This window comes from Chloracidobacterium sp. N (genome assembly GCF_018304765.1).
GTDB classification, from domain to species: Bacteria; Acidobacteriota; Blastocatellia; order Chloracidobacteriales; family Chloracidobacteriaceae; genus Chloracidobacterium; species Chloracidobacterium aggregatum.
Genome location: NZ_CP072642.1, coordinates 289,391 through 304,903, shown reverse-complemented (window position 1 = coordinate 304,903; position 15,513 = coordinate 289,391). Strand labels below are relative to the sequence as shown.

Annotated in this window: 13 protein-coding genes; 4 read left to right on the top strand and 9 right to left on the bottom strand. The window is 63.1% G+C overall.

The annotated features are described in order from the left end of the window. Positions 1–18: 18 nt before the first annotated feature. Positions 19–1,992: a protein kinase domain-containing protein gene (locus J8C05_RS01245; protein WP_211422427.1), complete on the bottom strand. Its 1,974-nt coding sequence runs from the start codon at positions 1,990–1,992 to the stop codon at positions 19–21. A 20-nt stretch (positions 1,993–2,012) separates the two neighbouring features. Next, on the bottom strand, positions 2,013–2,462 hold the full coding sequence (locus J8C05_RS01240) for a hypothetical protein (RefSeq protein WP_211422426.1): 450 nt from the start codon (positions 2,460–2,462) through the stop codon (positions 2,013–2,015). A 157-nt stretch (positions 2,463–2,619) separates the two neighbouring features. On the opposite strand from J8C05_RS01240, the gene J8C05_RS01235 reads away from it, so the two are divergent. Beyond that, the gene (locus J8C05_RS01235; protein WP_211422425.1) at positions 2,620–3,201 is read left to right on the top strand and encodes a TlpA disulfide reductase family protein; all 582 of its coding nucleotides are present in this window, start codon (positions 2,620–2,622) and stop codon (positions 3,199–3,201) included. Here J8C05_RS01235 and J8C05_RS01230 read toward each other — a convergent pair. Next, positions 3,170–3,784: a YdcF family protein gene (locus J8C05_RS01230; protein WP_211422424.1), complete on the bottom strand. Its 615-nt coding sequence runs from the start codon at positions 3,782–3,784 to the stop codon at positions 3,170–3,172. The genes J8C05_RS01235 and J8C05_RS01230 overlap by 32 nt on opposite strands. 56 nt (positions 3,785–3,840) lie before the next feature. Next, positions 3,841–4,167 carry an FKBP-type peptidyl-prolyl cis-trans isomerase gene (locus J8C05_RS01225; RefSeq protein ID WP_058868264.1) on the bottom strand — a complete coding sequence of 109 codons (327 nt, stop codon included), beginning with the start codon at positions 4,165–4,167 and terminating at the stop codon, positions 3,841–3,843. Between the two features lie 114 nt (positions 4,168–4,281). Here J8C05_RS01225 and J8C05_RS01220 point away from each other — a divergent pair, with 114 nt between their 5' ends. Continuing rightward, positions 4,282–5,034: a gamma-glutamyl-gamma-aminobutyrate hydrolase family protein gene (locus tag J8C05_RS01220; protein WP_211422423.1), complete on the top strand. Its 753-nt coding sequence runs from the start codon at positions 4,282–4,284 to the stop codon at positions 5,032–5,034. Between the two features lie 48 nt (positions 5,035–5,082). Next, positions 5,083–6,312, top strand: coding sequence for a DUF1015 domain-containing protein (locus tag J8C05_RS01215; protein ID WP_211422422.1), 1,230 nt, complete (start codon positions 5,083–5,085; stop codon positions 6,310–6,312). Between the two features lie 15 nt (positions 6,313–6,327). Here J8C05_RS01215 and J8C05_RS01210 read toward each other — a convergent pair whose 3' ends face one another. The 4 genes from J8C05_RS01210 to J8C05_RS01195 all read right to left on the bottom strand — a co-directional run bounded on the left by J8C05_RS01210 (position 6,328) and on the right by J8C05_RS01195 (position 12,808). Further along, positions 6,328–7,062: a hypothetical protein gene (locus J8C05_RS01210; protein ID WP_211422421.1), complete on the bottom strand. Its 735-nt coding sequence runs from the start codon at positions 7,060–7,062 to the stop codon at positions 6,328–6,330. Between the two features lie 144 nt (positions 7,063–7,206). Continuing rightward, complete coding sequence (locus tag J8C05_RS01205; RefSeq protein WP_246840713.1) at positions 7,207–8,562, bottom strand: acetyl ornithine aminotransferase family protein; 1,356 nt, start codon at positions 8,560–8,562, stop codon at positions 7,207–7,209. A 432-nt stretch (positions 8,563–8,994) separates the two neighbouring features. Then, the gene (locus J8C05_RS01200) at positions 8,995–10,167 is read right to left on the bottom strand and encodes a radical SAM protein (RefSeq protein ID WP_211422419.1); all 1,173 of its coding nucleotides are present in this window, start codon (positions 10,165–10,167) and stop codon (positions 8,995–8,997) included. Positions 10,168–10,333: 166 nt separating this feature from the next. Continuing rightward, entirely contained in the window at positions 10,334–12,808 is a 2,475-nt protein-coding gene (locus J8C05_RS01195; protein ID WP_211422418.1) for a PP2C family protein-serine/threonine phosphatase, read from the bottom strand. 236 nt (positions 12,809–13,044) lie between these two features. Here J8C05_RS01195 and J8C05_RS01190 point away from each other — a divergent pair, with 236 nt between their 5' ends. After that, complete coding sequence (locus tag J8C05_RS01190; protein WP_211422417.1) at positions 13,045–13,902, top strand: hypothetical protein; 858 nt, start codon at positions 13,045–13,047, stop codon at positions 13,900–13,902. A 33-nt stretch (positions 13,903–13,935) separates the two neighbouring features. Here the strand turns inward: J8C05_RS01190 and J8C05_RS01185 are convergent, their stop codons facing one another. Beyond that, positions 13,936–15,489 carry a hypothetical protein gene (locus J8C05_RS01185; protein ID WP_211422416.1) on the bottom strand — a complete coding sequence of 518 codons (1,554 nt, stop codon included), beginning with the start codon at positions 15,487–15,489 and terminating at the stop codon, positions 13,936–13,938. Positions 15,490–15,513 lie beyond the last annotated feature (24 nt).

Sequence of the window (15,513 nt, the reverse complement as noted above, 5' to 3'; positions counted from 1 at the left end):
TGTGGTGTGCTGAAACCGTTACTGCCCCGGGCCAATCCCGGCATCAGAAGCGGTTGCCGGTGGCAGCGCCGCGCCTTTGCACTGCCGGACGACCGACTTCAGATTTTCGTCCTGACTGCGCGCCAGCACCTGGTCGAACAGTTCGTTGGCCGCAGCCGTCCGCCCGTCCAGCCGCAGCATAAAGCCGCGAAACGCCAGCGACGACAGATCGTTGCCATCGTGGGTCAGAGCCTGCCGGAAATCCTCTTCGGCCAGCGCGTACTCGCGTTGCTCCCAGTGCAGGCGCCCACGGTAGTTCCAGGCGAAGTTCTTGCAGGCTTCGTCATCACACAGGCGGGCCGCCTGGGCAAAGCGATCGAGCGCCTCGCCGAACTTCCGCTGGTGATACAGGGCAATGCCAAGGTTGAGATGCGCCTTCCCGAATCCGGGAGAGGCATCGAGTGCCGCACGGAAATGGCGTTCCGCCGTGGCGTAGCTTTTTTGGGCAAGCGCCTGAACGCCGCTGGCGAAGGCTTCCTTGGCTGCATTGGACGGCGCACCACTACCAGACGCCTCAACAGGAGACGGCTTGGGCGGCTCCTGGGCTGACCCATTCCGTCGGGGTGGCGTGTCGTCCCGCGTCTGTCGCCCGCTATCCCGCGGCCACAGAAAGAAATAGGCACCCAGCGCCCCGCCCCCCAGAACGAGCACCCCGACAAAGGCCACCACCGCCAAAATCATGCCGACCCCACCGCCCGACCTGGCGGCCGGAGCCACCGACGGCGCGGGAGGAAAACCGGTCTGGGCCGGCGGATACCCCGGCGGAGGAGGTGCATAAGGCGCAGCCGGATACGGCGGCGGGAGCGCCTGCCCGGGGGCAGCACCCGGTTGCATGACCGTTCCTCCAACCGGCGGCGGGCTGGCCGCCACCGTTGGCAGCGGGGACGCGCCTCCCGTGGCAACCGGACTGGGAGGTGGCGTGGAAGCCATCGGCGTGGCACCCGGCGTCGTCTGGTAGGCTTCCTCGCCTGGAAAGGGGGAGGTGCCCGGTGCGAAAGGCGACGTACTCCCGGCGGCCGGCTGCGCCTGTGTTGCTCCGGGGGCAGCCACACCGGGCGCAGCACATCCGGCTTCCAGCTCGCCGATGAAATCCCGCACGGTGGGTGTCCGGCGGTCACGGTGGCGCTGCAGGGCGCGCATCAGGGCCGCCTCGACACCGGGAGGAATCGCCACTCGGGGGTTGACCTTCCACACCGGCAGCGGGTCTTCCGTCAGCCGCTTGACCATGACGGACTGCATGTTGTCGCCGGCAAAGGGCAACTGCCCCGTCAACATCTGGTAAATGATGATGGCCAGGCTGTAGATGTCTGACCGGGGATCGAGCCGCTCGCCGGCCAACTGCTCCGGCGACATGTAGAGTGGCGTCCCTACCACAAATCCGGCCTGAGTCAAATCCTGCCCGCGCTGCGGGGCGTCGCCGGCCATTTTGGCAATCCCAAAGTCGAGTATTTTCACCCAATCGCCATCGTCGCGGCGGGACAGCATGATGTTGTCCGGCTTGAGGTCGCGGTGCACGATGTTCATGCGGTGGGCGGCATCAAGAGCGGCACAGGCCTGCCGGGCAATCGCCAGGGTTCGCGCCAATGGCAAGGGTCCCTCCCGGCGCAACACCGACGACAGTGTTTCCCCTTCGACGAATTCCATGGCGAGGTAGTGCAACCCGTTGTCATCCCCGAAGTCGTAAATCGTCACCGCGTGGGGATGACTGAAGGCGCTCGACATCTGCGCCTCACGGTTGAAACGGGCCAGGGCATCCGGGTCGGAGGCAAAGGAAGCACTGAGAATTTTGATGGCGCACAGGCGATTGACCTTGAGCTGCTCCGCCTTGTACACCGCCCCCATCCCCCCTTCGCCCAGCTTGCTGATGACCCGGAAGCGTCCGGCAATCGTTCGTCCAATCAACGGATCGCCAGCCGGCGGCGACGGGGGTATCATGGCAATCGTTTCACTCATGGCAGTGCACTTTCTAAGGTTCAGCCCAGTGGCTTGCGGGTTCGCCCTGGCTCTCTCCCGCCCGATTGGCCCTTCTGGAACAACTCGTGGGGCAGGCTGGCATCCCGCGCCATGAACGCCTGGAAACGTGCGGCTTCGGCATCCCGGTCGTGAAATTCCAGCAGCGACTGACGCACCACGGCGCGGATGTCATAGATCATCGTGCCCACCAGCAGACACAGCAGCAATCCGCAGATGAGGAAGTAGCCCACCAGTTGGGAAGGCTGAAACAGCGTACGGAACTCAAGCCCAAACCCCACCAGCGCCGTGACGACAACCAGCAAACCGGCGCTCAGCAACCGGCGGCCCAGCCGCGCCCGCATTGCGTCGGACACCTTGCCGTCCAGCCGCGCCCGGCCGTAGCGCCGCAGCTCCAGCCACACGAGGGGCAGAAGCACGATGACAACCAGAATAAGTGGAACGAACCCCATGGCGTTTTTCACCAGTGCGTGGTGCTGGCAATGAGCGGCGCTGAGCGTAGGTTGACGCTACCTAAAGGTCTGGCCGGTAGCAAGCCGGTTGTCTTGGAGGTGACATTCGGCGCATGATAACCACATGGGATTTCACCACGCTGGAGCGTCTATGACAATGTCCACGCCTACCCCACGTTATGGTCTCACCCTGGTGTTGGTTCTTGGCGCCACGCTGGGGCTGGCCTGTCAGTCCACGCCGACGGATTCACCGTCTCCATCTTCATCGGGTGCGCCGTCCAAAACGGCTTCTTCTTCGCCAGCGCCGGAAGCCGCGCGGGCGGCGCCCAACCTTGCCGTCGAAACCTTCAACGCCGGCAAGTTCGATTTGAGCGCCCATCGTGGAAAGGTCGTGGTCGTCAACTTCTGGGCCACCTGGTGCCCGCCCTGCGTTGCCGAAATGCCTGGCTTCGATGCCACCTACCGTCGTCTCAAAGGCGACGGTCTCGAAATCGTTGGTCTTTCGGTCGATCAGGAAGGGCCGAAGGTCGTCAGGGAATTTCTTGCCAAACGCCAAATCAGCTACCCCATTGGCATGGCTGATTCCACCACGGCGGCCCGCTTCGGGATTGGTAACTCGATTCCCTACACCGTCTTCATTGACCGGCGCGGCAACATCCGGGACACCGTTACCGGCGGCATCAACGAAGGGATTTTTGAGCGCAAGGTCAAAAAGCTTCTCCAGGAACCAGCCTCGTGAGCCAGCCCAGAGCCTGCCAGTGTGCCGGCGGCTGGTGCCCGAACGGATTGCGGGCGTGGCGCTTGGCGGCCAGCCGCCCCTGCCGGCCGTGGGGGTCGGCCAGGAAATCGCGGAGTGCCTGTGATTCGCCAGCCTGGGCCGCAGCCAGGTCCGGCGGATCATTGACGCCTATGTAGTGAAACCGCTCTGCGGGCCAGCCCAAGGCGGCGGCATGCCACTGAAACCGCTGCTGCTTGAATGCCCAGCCAACCACGAAGACTTCGGCCGGCCACGCACCCAAGGCATCGTGGAAGCGCCACAGACCGAAGCGCAGGTTCTCGTAGGAATCGCGGGCAAAGGTCTCGGTCAGCGTCCGCGCGGCAACTTCCCGGCAGTGCCACCAACCTTGGGCTTCGGCCACCTGCCGGTAGCTTTCGGCTTCGCTTCGGGTCGGATACTCCCGGTGGGTATCTCCGCCGGAGAACACCAGCCACCGGTGGTCATCTTCCGCTGTCCACCGGACGCCCGCCCGGATGTGCTCCAGGTAGCAACCACCTTCCCCGCGCTGGTATGGCTGAAGCGCCCAAGCGTCATCCGCCGTCAAGTCCGGGGCATCAGGTCTCAGACAAATGGCATGGCCGGGGACAATGACCAACGCCCTCACGGTTTGACCGACAACAGTTCGACCTCAAAGCGCAGGGTGGCGTTGGGTGGAATCGGCCCAATCCCTCGGCTACCATAGGCCAGCTCTGGCGGAATGGTCAGTTGCCGCTTGCCGCCAACGCGCATGCCGGCAACCCCCAGGTCCCAGCCGCGAATGACCTGCCCTAACCCAAGCACAAACTCGAAGGGCTGCCGCCGGTCGTGGGAGCTGTCGAATTTCGTTCCATCAAGCAGCCAGCCGGTGTAGTGGACGGTGACGACATGACCGTTTTCAGCTACCGCGCCGGCGCCGGTTTGCAGGTCTGTGATTGCAAGGTTTGTCACGTTATGGTCATCCTTTGGCGCGATGCTGCGCCATTCTGAGTTTTACGTGATCTGGCGGGGCCAAGGCTGGCTTGCGCCCACGCCAGCGAACAGGTCTGACGAGAACATCCGACGATGCCCGCACCATACACGAAGCAGCCCATCATTGGTATCACCGTTCGGATTGACCCCGACAAGGACACCTATCATCTGCGCACGACCTACCCGCGCGCGGTTTTGCACGCCGGTGGGATTCCGCTGCTCATCCCGCTGCTGACGGAGCCGGGCTACCTTGACGCCGTCGCCCAGGTGCTTGACGGTATCCTTTTGTCCGGCAATCCCGGTGATATTGACCCGTTCCGCTACGGGCAGGCGCCGCATGTCGCACTCGGCCCGGTTCACCCGGAACGGGATGAAACCGACCTTCAGTTGTTGCGCCTTGCCGATGCCCGACGGCTTCCCGTCCTTGCCATCTGCTACGGGATGCAACTGCTCAACGTCCACCGTGGCGGAACGCTGTTTCAGGACCTGCCCTCGCAGGTCGAAAACGTCATGCAGCACCAGCAGCGCGGCACTTTTCGCCGGGTTGCCCATGGCATTCAGATTGACCGGGACAGCCTGCTGGCCAAGCTGGCCGGAGGCGTCACAGCACGTGTCAACAGTCACCATCACCAGGCAATTGACGAACTCGGCCGCGACCTGCGCGCCATCGCCTGGGCGGCGGATGGCGTCATCGAGGCCGTCGTCGGAACCCAGCCCAACCACTTCGTGCTCGGCGTGCAGTGGCACCCGGAAATCAACGCCGACCACGATCCCTTTTCACAAGCCCTGTTCAAGCACTTCGTGGCCGAGGCGGCGCTGCATCGCCAGGGCCCGCCATTGGAGTAACCAGCCTTTCCCCATTCCCTGCACGTTCAAACCGGTATCGGACACACCATGGCCATTGTTCATCCCTTTCGCGCACTTCGTCCCCAGCCCGCCCGCGTCGCGGACGTGGCCGCGGTTCCCTACGATGTTGTCAGCCGCGACGAAGCCCGTGCGCTGGTTGCCAACAACCCCTACAGCCTGCTGCACGTCACCCGGCCGGACGTGGACCTGCCGGACGACACCCCGCCGGAGGCGGAACTCCAGTACCAGACCGCCCGGGCCAACCTGGAGCGGCTCATCCGGGAAGCGCCGCTGCTGACTGATGAGGAAGCCGGTTTCTTTGTCTATCGGCTCGTCATGGCGGGACGGGCACAGACCGGCATCGTCGGCGTCTGCGCCGTGGACGACTACGACCGGGACATGATCCGCAAGCACGAAAAGACACGCCCGGACAAGGAAGACGACCGCACCCGGCATCTGCTGGCGCTGGGCGTCCATACGGAGCCGGTGTTTCTGGCCTACCGGGACGTACCGGCGCTGGAGGCGCTCGTGGCGCAGACCTGTTCCGGTGGGCCGCTGTATGACTTCACGGCTGAGGATGGCATTCAGCACACGGTCTGGCGCATGCCGGAGACCGACCAGGTTCGCCTGGCCTTTGCGGATGTTCCGACGCTCTATGTCGCCGACGGGCATCACCGTTCGGCCAGCGCCAGCCGCGCCCGCGCCGTATGGCGTGCGCAGGACCCGCACCCGTCAGCGGAAGCACCCTACAACTTTTTTCTGGCGGTGCTTTTCCCGGCGGGTCAACTGCGGATACTGCCCTACAACCGCGTTGTCAGTGACCTCAACGGCTATGCACCAACGGACTTCATCGCGGCTTTGCAAGCCCGATGCGAGCCACGTCCGGCCACGCCAACGCCCACTGCGGAAGGTGATTTTTCGGTCTATTGCGCCGGCCGGTGGCACAGCTTCCGCTTTCGTCCGGCAGAAGGGGAGGACATCCTGGCGCGGCTGGATGTCAGCCGCCTGCAAATGCAGGTACTGGAGCCGCTGCTGGGCATTGGCGATCCCCGTACGGACAGGCGGCTGGATTTCGTCGGCGGGATTCGCGGCACGGCGGAACTGGAACGGCGGGTCAACACCGGACAGGCAGCAGTCGCCTTTTCCCTTTACCCGACTTCGCTGGAGGCGTTGTTTGCTGTTGCTGACCGGGGAGAAGTGATGCCCCCGAAGTCCACCTGGTTTGAGCCGAAGCTCCGCTCCGGGCTGCTGATGTATGCCGTCCAAGGCTGGGCGTGACACTGGCGGGCATCACTACTCCAACTTGTAGGTGATCACGATACCCGTGTAGTCGTCATCGTCTCCCGTGTGGTCCTCAGCCTCCATTTTCATCACCATGACGCTGATACTTTCCCCGGAGTCACGTTTGGCGGCAATCGCCCGGTAGCCGCCGGATGCGGCACGTGTCACGGAAAAACCAGTACCGTCCAGCCTGGTTTCATAGAAGCTGAACACCGCTTCGAGCTTGTCTCTCGTCATCAAGGTCAGCGAACCGGACGCATTGTTGCCGCTGCCCGATGTCACCTTGGCCGTGACCTTGGCCCCCGGATACACCGGGACCCAGTTGGGAAGGTTATCCTTTTCGCTGATGCCGACATCCGGCGGCGAAGACGACGGCTGGCTGCCGGTGGACGGACCCGGACTACCCGTTTCCTCCCCGGACTTGGCCTGCTTCTCAAACTCTTCAAGCGAAACGGTCGTCGTGGTGCCGGTCTTTTTGTCGCGGAAGGTCACCAGCTTCTTTTCCTCATCCACCGACACCACCTCAATGTCGGGATTAGCCAACTCGATGAGTTTGGCTGCCGTGCGGACGGGGTTCTTCGAGACTTCATCCACGGCCCGCGAGGCGGCGTAATAGGCAATGTAGAGAACCACGCCAACGGCCACGATACCGAGCAGGGTGAGGACTCCGCAGCCACCCAGAACCCACAGCCAGACATTGCGTTTTTTGGCCGGTGGCGGCGGTGGGGCATAACCGACTGGTTGCATGGAACGACATCCTTTCAGCAATCGGATAGGCGACCGGCACCGAAGCCGGACGTACCAAGGGCAACCTATCCCAGAGACAGCCCAAAAAGCGAGGGTGGGCCGCTCCCCAAGGGACGCCCACCAGATATGGCTGTGGCTGGATACTCAGGCATTGAGTGCCGCGCCGATAGCCTCTGAAAAAATTTCCACGGCGCAGTCCACCTGCTCGGCGTCAATGACGAGCGGTGGTGAGAACCGGATTGTGGACTCCCCGGCCCCCAGCACGATGAGGCCGCGGCGGAAACACTCCTGCTCGATGCGGTTGCGGAGTTCAGGATCAGGCGTCAGGCTGCGCCGGTCAGTGACAAACTCGACGCCAATCATCAGGCCCAATCCGCGCACGTCGGCAATCCGGTCGGCATACTTTGCCTGCACCAGGCGCAGTCCGCCCAGCATGCGTTCGCCCATTTCGGCCGCGTTCCTGAGCAGGCCGTTGTGGAGCAGTTCAAAGGTCTTGAGCGAAGCGGCAATGGCGACGGGATTGCCGCCAAAGGTCGAAGCATGCGCGCCGACGTGCCAGTTCATCAGGTCAGCCCGCGCCACGGTTGCGCTCAGCGGCAGCCCCGACGCAATCCCCTTGGCCGCGCACAGCACGTCCGGGACAACCCCAAAGTGCTCGATGGCAAACATCTTCCCGGTACGTCCCATGCCGGACTGAACCTCATCCACGATGAGGACGATGTTGTGCTCATCGCACAGCCGGCGCAGTTCGTGGTGAAACTTGGCCGGGGGAACGACGTAGCCGCCTTCGCCCTGTACCGCCTCGACCACGACGGCGGCGACTTCTTCCTTCGGGCAGGTGGTTTTGAACAGCCGCTCTTCGATGACCTTCACACATTCCACCTGGCAGGTGTCAGGCGTTTTGCCGTAGGCGCAGCGCAGACAGTTGGCATAGGGGATATGGGTGACATCGAGCGCCGCGCGGCCGAAGCCCAACCGCTGGGCCGCCCGCGAAGAGGTGAGCGACAGCGCCCCCATCGTCCGCCCGTGAAAGCTGTTGAAAAAGGCGATGAACTTCGTGCGCCGGGTGGCATACATCGCCACCTTGAGGGCGCATTCGACGGCCTCTGCGCCGGAGTTACCAAAGTGAACCCGCTTGGGGAAATCCCCCGGCGTTTCCGTCTGGAGCCGCTCGGCCAGAGCCGCAAGTTGTGGGTAGTAGTAATCCGCCCCGGCAATGTGGACAAACTCCGCCGCCTGTTTGGCAATCGCGGCCACAATCTCCGGGTGGGCATGGCCCGTCGCCAGCACAGCGACCCCGGCATTGAAGTCCAAAAACACATTGCCGTCCACATCCTGAATCATCGCGCCCCAGCCGCGCTCGATGACCAGCGGGTAAGGGCGTGTATAACTCGGCGAAACGTAGCGATGGTCCTGTTCAACGATGGCCCGGGCCTTCGGGCCGGGCAGTTCCGTGATGAGCTGCGGGAATTTGGTAAGCGTTGGAATCGCGGCTGACATGATGACCTCCTTGGAAAAAGGCATCGGCAATAAGGGCAACCGGCAGGCCTGGTGCGGCCGGCGTGTGACAGACAGAGCAACCGATTTCCAAGGAAGGCTAGTCAGCAAAAAGATCGGCCCGCCGCCGCAACGGGAGGCAGGTCAGAGCGACCCGCAAACGAAGGGATGGGGCATAGCGGCGAAAGGTACGCATCGGACAAACCCCAAAATTCCAACCTGGAGTGACTTCGGAAGAGGTGGCGGAACAGCCACCAGCCGCAGCCGATTATGACGAACCCGACGGCAGGTGTGCAACCCGGCCGTCAAACCGGTCAGGCACAGGCCCCCGGCAAAAACGAATCACCGGAAGCACACACAACAGAGCAACGGCGGCCGGAAGACGCTTCCTGCCGCCGCTGTGCCTTTCACACCAGGTTGAACATGCCGTGCGGTTCAGGATGAAGCCGTGGCGACGGTTGCCTGCTGTTCAACGGCTTCGACCCGCTTGCGGGCGGCAATGATGTCGCGTTCGAGACGCTTGATCTTGACCAGGTGCTTCGGATTGAACGCCAGCGATGGGTAGTAGCAGTTGCTTTCGTGCGTACAGAAGCAGCCGTCCTTGACCCGCGCGCGCCGCATCTGCATGGCTTCGGAGTACCACAGGGCCGAAAAATTCCAGTCGTAATCCCGCAGGTTGCCGATGGGCGGCAGGTTTTCGCAGCTCGACACCGTGCCTTCGTCGTAGATGACGCCGCCGGCTGTACCGGCAAAACACCGGAGCTGGGCTTTTTTCTCTTCCTGGGTTTTGGCGATGAGTTCGTGCATGTAGATGTCCACGGCAGCCTTGAAGGCGCCATTCGGCCCGCCGTACACGTTCTTGGCCTGTCCGCTGCGCGAATCTTCAAGGATCATCTGGGACAACCGCCGGTAACGCTCAAGATCAATGTTGAGTTCTTCGGGGCGGGCCGCCGGCGGACGGATGTAGTTGACGTTGATTTTGTCCGGCCGGAGGTCGTGCTTGAGAAAGTCATACCACTCGAACAGCCGGTCCTGGTTCGAGTTCATCACGCACGTGCAGGTCTGTACGTCGAGCCGCGCCAGGCTTTTCTTCAGTTTCTGGAGCTGCCGTGCCGTGTCAATGGCCCGCGCCCAACTGCCCGGTTTCTGCCGAATCCGGTCGTGGTCGGCTTCGAGTCCGTCAAGGCCCAGCGCCACGGTGACGTGAAGTTTCGGGCACTCGGTCAGGATGCGTTCGACATCGGGCAGAATGCGCTTCTGGATTTGCCCGTTGGACATCAGGTAGATGGATTCAAGCTGGTTGTTTTCGTAAAACGCCCGGGCAATATCCGGCAGGTCGAGGCGGGTGAACGGTTCGCCGCCGGCAATGACCAGCACGGAGAGATTCCCCCCCAGGGTCTCGCTGACCCGGACGATGTTTTCCGTTTTCATCTGGTTCTTTTTGCGCTCTTTGTCATCCAGTTCTTCGGTGAAAAAGCAGTGGACACAGCGCATGTCACAGACGGACGTCGCCAGAATGTTGAGGAAAACCGGGGCAAACGGCTTGCCCAAGGCAAGGCGTCCGTACCGCTTGAGCAGTTCTTTGGTCATCTGATCGAGGAAAGACATTGCGGCAACATCTCCGGGAAGGGGTGCAATCACGGGCCACGGCCACACCAGACAAGCCACATGCCCGGCCACGCAAGGTACTTGTTTGGCGTACCCACGGCAAGAGCAGACAGCGCGCCGCTGCCGAATCACACGGCCGGTGACCCGGCGGATGCCTTCCCCAGGCTTAGAAGGTGAGGCAGACGACGGTGATTTCAGTCTCAGCCGGGGACTTGGCAAACGATTCACCGGGCGGTGGCTGAAGGCGCTCACGCGCATAGTCAATTACGGCACGTGGCAGGTTGCCCTCCGGCGGTTCATCCAGAGACGCCAACAGGGTTTCGTAGCGTGAGGCAAGGTCGGGCGCATCAGACTCCAGCCCCTGAACTTCAGCCAGCCAGTCACTCATCAGCACTACCCGGCTCCCCCGTTCGAGACACACCCGATTTTCGGTAAACCGCAGGTCCGTGCGGCCGTCCAGCGCACTGTTCCGCGCCCCCGTCAGGCTGGAGGGCGACGGCTTTTCCCCCGCACGCGGTCGCAGCACCACCGGCGCAACATAGCCGGCATTACAGTAGATAAACTCACCCGTGCGGAAATCGGCGATACCGTACAGCAGCCGGACCTGCGAACCAATCGCCCGCAAGCGGGGGGATAAAAAGTCATTGAGGCGCTCGATGACCTGCGCTGGACAGTCTGCATAGTGGGCCGCCTTGGACCGGATGGCCGCCAGTACAATCGCCACCAGCAGGGAAGCCTGGAGTTCCTGTCCGCTCACTTCCCCAATCCCCACGCCAATCCGCTCCGGACCCAACGGCAGCACGATAAACCACTCCTGGCCCTGTTCGGGCAGGTGGGCGTACTCGGCAAGGACGCGCTGCCGCTCATCCCGAAAACCGGAGGGCGGCAGCAGGTTGCAGTGAATCAGCCACCGCACTTCGCGGTCTTCGCGCCAGCGTTCGAGGCGGAGGCGATCGCGGATGTACCGAGGGGCGAGATCGAAAGTCTCTTTTCGCAGGCGGCGCGCCGGCCGGCGAAACCCGATGAGGAACCCAAGCGGCAGGATGATGAGCATCCCACCCAGCAGAAACGCCGGCTCGAAACCATTTGGAAACCGCAGCCCCCACAGCAGAGGAAACAGCCCGCCTACCAGAAGCTGGCCAAACACAACGGCCAGCCAGCCATAGTTCAGCAGCGCCCAGACCAGTCCCGTGACCAGCAGGGCATAGCCTAAGGCCATGGCCCAGTCGCCGATGACGAAGGGCAAACCCATCAAGCCCAACAGCACTCCAACCGCCAGTCCCGTGGAACGATCCTGAAGGCGGTCGCGGGCAAAGGCCACCAGGGGCAGCAGCCAGATGGTCATCAGCCATACGTCGGCCAGGCATTCGCCGATGATTTTCCAACCCGGCCACCGCCCGATAGCCAGACTTTGCGACCAGACAGCAAACTCATGCCAGGGAAGGAGAGGCTGCCCGGTTATCCACTGGACGCCGGTTTCCAGCGCCAGCACCCACGATGCCAGCGCGACGCTCCCCACACTGAGCCGCAGCATTTGCAAGGGCGTCAGGCCGCCCCGGCGCGTCAGGCGATACACATCGCCCAGCAACTGCCGCTGGCGCTTCCAGTCGTAAGACTCCGTCACGGCCAGAGAAACCAGCCCCACACCCAGCGCCCCCAGCGACACGCCCGCCGCCACCAGCAAAGTGATGAAAAAGATCACCCACCGATAGCCGGCATCTGACAGCAGGACAACAAATCCCTCCTCCGAGATGGACGGGTTCAGCCAGGCAAAGTGTGTGACCAATGTAACCCCCAGAAGCGTTGTGAGCCAAAGCATCAGCAGCGTCGCCAGGACCCCGCTTGTAACGAGCGTGGTGAGCGATCCCATTTCACGGCGGGCAATCCCACGCACAAACACCAGGAGCCAGGGAAGCCAGAAAACCAGCGCGAGAAACCCGATGACAAGGACACCACCCCAAACGCTGCCTCCGGTAGGGCGTGGTGTCTCCGCCGGTGTCACCCCCAGGGATTGAAGCCCCTGCTGGTCGAAGCTGACTTCCACAAAGGCCCACTGCGCATGATCGGTTTTCCAACGCCGCAGGATGTCCCGGACCGAACCTGGAAAGGGACTTTCCCGGACGGGCGGTGGCGCTTCGGTCACAGGCACCGGGGTGATTCCGGCTTCCGCTCTGAGAAAGTCCCGCCAGACTTCGGACTGCTGACGTACGGCAGCCTCATTGAACGCGGCGGCGGCTTCCACTGCCGGGCGACGCCGATAAACAGCGAAGTACCGGAAGTCGCCGGTGGCATTCAGCGTCAGGCGGTACAGGTGGCTCCTGTCCGGCGCCAGAAAAGCAAACTCCCACCGGGCCAAATCAACCGGATGCCGTTGACACTGCCCGGCTCTCTGGTACGCCGCCAGCGGCACACCGGAGAGGTCGGCTGGGCGCAGACGCTCCAGCAGACGTTCGGCGCGGGTCAGTGCTTCCGGCTCTGTCAGGCGCGCCACGGGAGGCGCATAGACCTGCCCACTGCACAGGGCAAACACCACGAGCGCCAACAGGGTCGCCCAGCTCGTCCACACCAACGCCTGGTCCTTCCCAACGGCGGTTGGCGGCATTGTGGCTGATTTTGAGGGCGCAGAAAGCAGGGCAGCCATGAACAAGCCTCGTGGTGGATCAGCAGGGTGTGCAAGTGGCTCGGACAAGGGAAAGCCGACTGTATGTAAGCCTCCCGGGGTTTTCAAACCAGACCGGCCGGCGGCGGCAAGGCATCACCCACAGGCACCATGTGGCCCGCGCAGGAATGTGAGAATGCCTTGAAATGCCAGAACGATGGTGCGACACTTTGACGCTCCCACGAGCAAACACTGGCCACATCCAGGTCCAAAGTGTCATGAGCGGTTTGACCTCTGCTACCTCACGAATCAACTATGTCAAGGAAGCCGCTGGCGAACCCTACAACATCTGGACGATGGTGTTGTTTTTGTCGGCGGCCGCCTACACCCAGGACTGGATGCCCCTCGTGGCGGGCGCGGCGCTGGAAGCGACCTATCTCACGGTCGTCCCGGCGATGAATGCTTACCGGCGTCTTGTCGAACGCCGGGCGGCCCGGCAGCGGCAGATGCTTCGGCGGCGGCAGCGGGAAGAACTCATCCGCACCTTCGAGCCGCGCGACCGTGAAATGGTCGAGTATCTGCGCTTCCAGAAAAGCAAAATCTACGAAAACTATCTCAAGTTCACCAAACTCGAAAAACTCCCGGAATCCATCCAGTGCCTGGATACGATGTGGGAGCAGTTCGTTGACCTGCTTGATGTCTATCGGCGGCGCAAAACCCACCTGCGGTCGGTCAACCGGAATGCCATTCAAAACCAGATCATCCAGATTGAGCGCCAGATGACCACGGCCGATGCAGCCACCCGCCCCCTGCTCGAACACAACCTGGATGTTCTCCGCCGCCGCCTCAAGACCTTCGATGAGATTGAGCGCAGTGTCCGCCGGGTCGAGGCCCAACTTCAGGCGATTGAAAACCGCTTCAGTCTGATCAACGACCATATCGTGACCATGACGGCCTTGGACGGGGCGGGCGCGACGGACCTGGACTTCGACGAACTGCTCGCCAATATCGAAATCACCAAGCAAATCCTGGAAGAATCTGCGCCGGCCCTGTCGGGACTCAACCTCATCGAGAGTGCCAACTATCCCGAAAGCTTCCAGCCTTCGCCGCGCGGGCGGCGGGAACAGTACGAGTAACGCCCACGTGTTCCCCGGTGCGCCTGGGGAACATCACTGGTGATGGGCGCAGGCGCTGATGCGATACAACCGCCAGGGAGTGCGGTCGTCGCCGGTGAGGGGCTGAAGCCGGGGAAACTTTGTCTGCAAACGCTCGTGCGCCCAGCGGTCGCCCACGGCCAGCACAAAATCAAAGTAGCCCAGGTCACGCTCCGTCAGGCGTTCGGGTGACCATTCAAGGCCATCCGTCCAGCCCACCACGGCATCCGTTTCATAGCGCACGAAGCTCTGCGGAAACTTGGCAAAGGACAGGCTGTAGGCGCCGCCGTGCAGCACCTGGGCATAGGCAGGCATCTGCATCAGCGGACGCCGCTGGAAGCCCGGAATTTCCTTGACGAAATCCAGCCCGACGACACGCGGTTGGGACGGAAGCGCCGCCAGCGCTTCGGGCAGACCGGGCAGGTAGTCGCGCTGAAACGCCTGCCAGACCAGCGCCGTCCAGCCGCAGAAGACGACACAGCCCGCTGTGGCGACGGCGCGCGGCCAACCCGGAACAGAACGGGTGTCGCTGCCGGGCGGTGGTACATCCAAAGCCGGTGCGCCGAGCAGCAGACAGGTTACGGCGGCTGGCATCCAGCGTTCGGCAAACTCAATGGTGTACTGATACTGGTAAGGCAGCAGCAACCCGGCGGCCAGGCACAGCCCGCCAGCCAGCAGCCAGACCGGATCGCTGGCGGACCGCCACTGGCGCCGATGCCGGACCAATCCGGCAACCAGCCACAGCCCCACCCCGGCCAGCGCCAGCGGCTCCACGGGACCGCTCAGGCCGCCATAGACCGATTCCGGCAACCACGGGGTGAACAGCCGCCCGACCACCGGCACGCGCCACAGGGTTTTATGCTCCACGAGAGTTGTGGCGTAGCCAATCCGGCTGTACATCAGTGCCGCCAGCGCCGCGAGCGGCAGCAGCCACAGGCCGTTGTGCAGCACCGTGCGCCAAGGGCGTCGCAATCCCCACGCCATCACCCCAAACCACAGCAGCGCCATGGCAAACCACAGGGCGTGGGCGGCATAGAGCAACGCTGCCAAGCCTAGAAGAAGCAGTTGCCGGCGGCGTGTCATGGGCGCGTCCCGGGCCGTTGTGTGAACCCACAGCAGAAACAGGGGGCCACCGGTCATGAAGCTGACAAATCCCCAGTACAGCGTATGGTTGAAAAACAGGGTCGTGGCCAGGGCCGCCGCAGCCGCCGAGCGTTGCCGCCGGGCCGCCAGCCAGTGCACCAGAAACACCCAGGCGAGCGCCTGCAATAGCACTATCGCCTGCCCGACGCGCACCGGCGGCAACATCTGCCATAATCCGCCCATGAGCCAGTAGGTCAGGCTGTAGGGCGTCCACCACTGAATGATGTAGCGCGTTCCGTCCGGGTGTGGCATTCCGGCCAGGGTTTCAAACCACAGCCGCACCTGGGCAACGTGCTGGGGCAGGTCGGTGACTGGTGGGAACGGTGTTGTCCACAAAGGCAGCGCAACGGCCAGCGCACAAGCCCCGGCCACGGCCCAGCGCGGCAGGGGCCACAGTGAGGGGCCACAGTGTATGAAAGCAGGCATGGGCAAACCTCATGGGTGTGCATA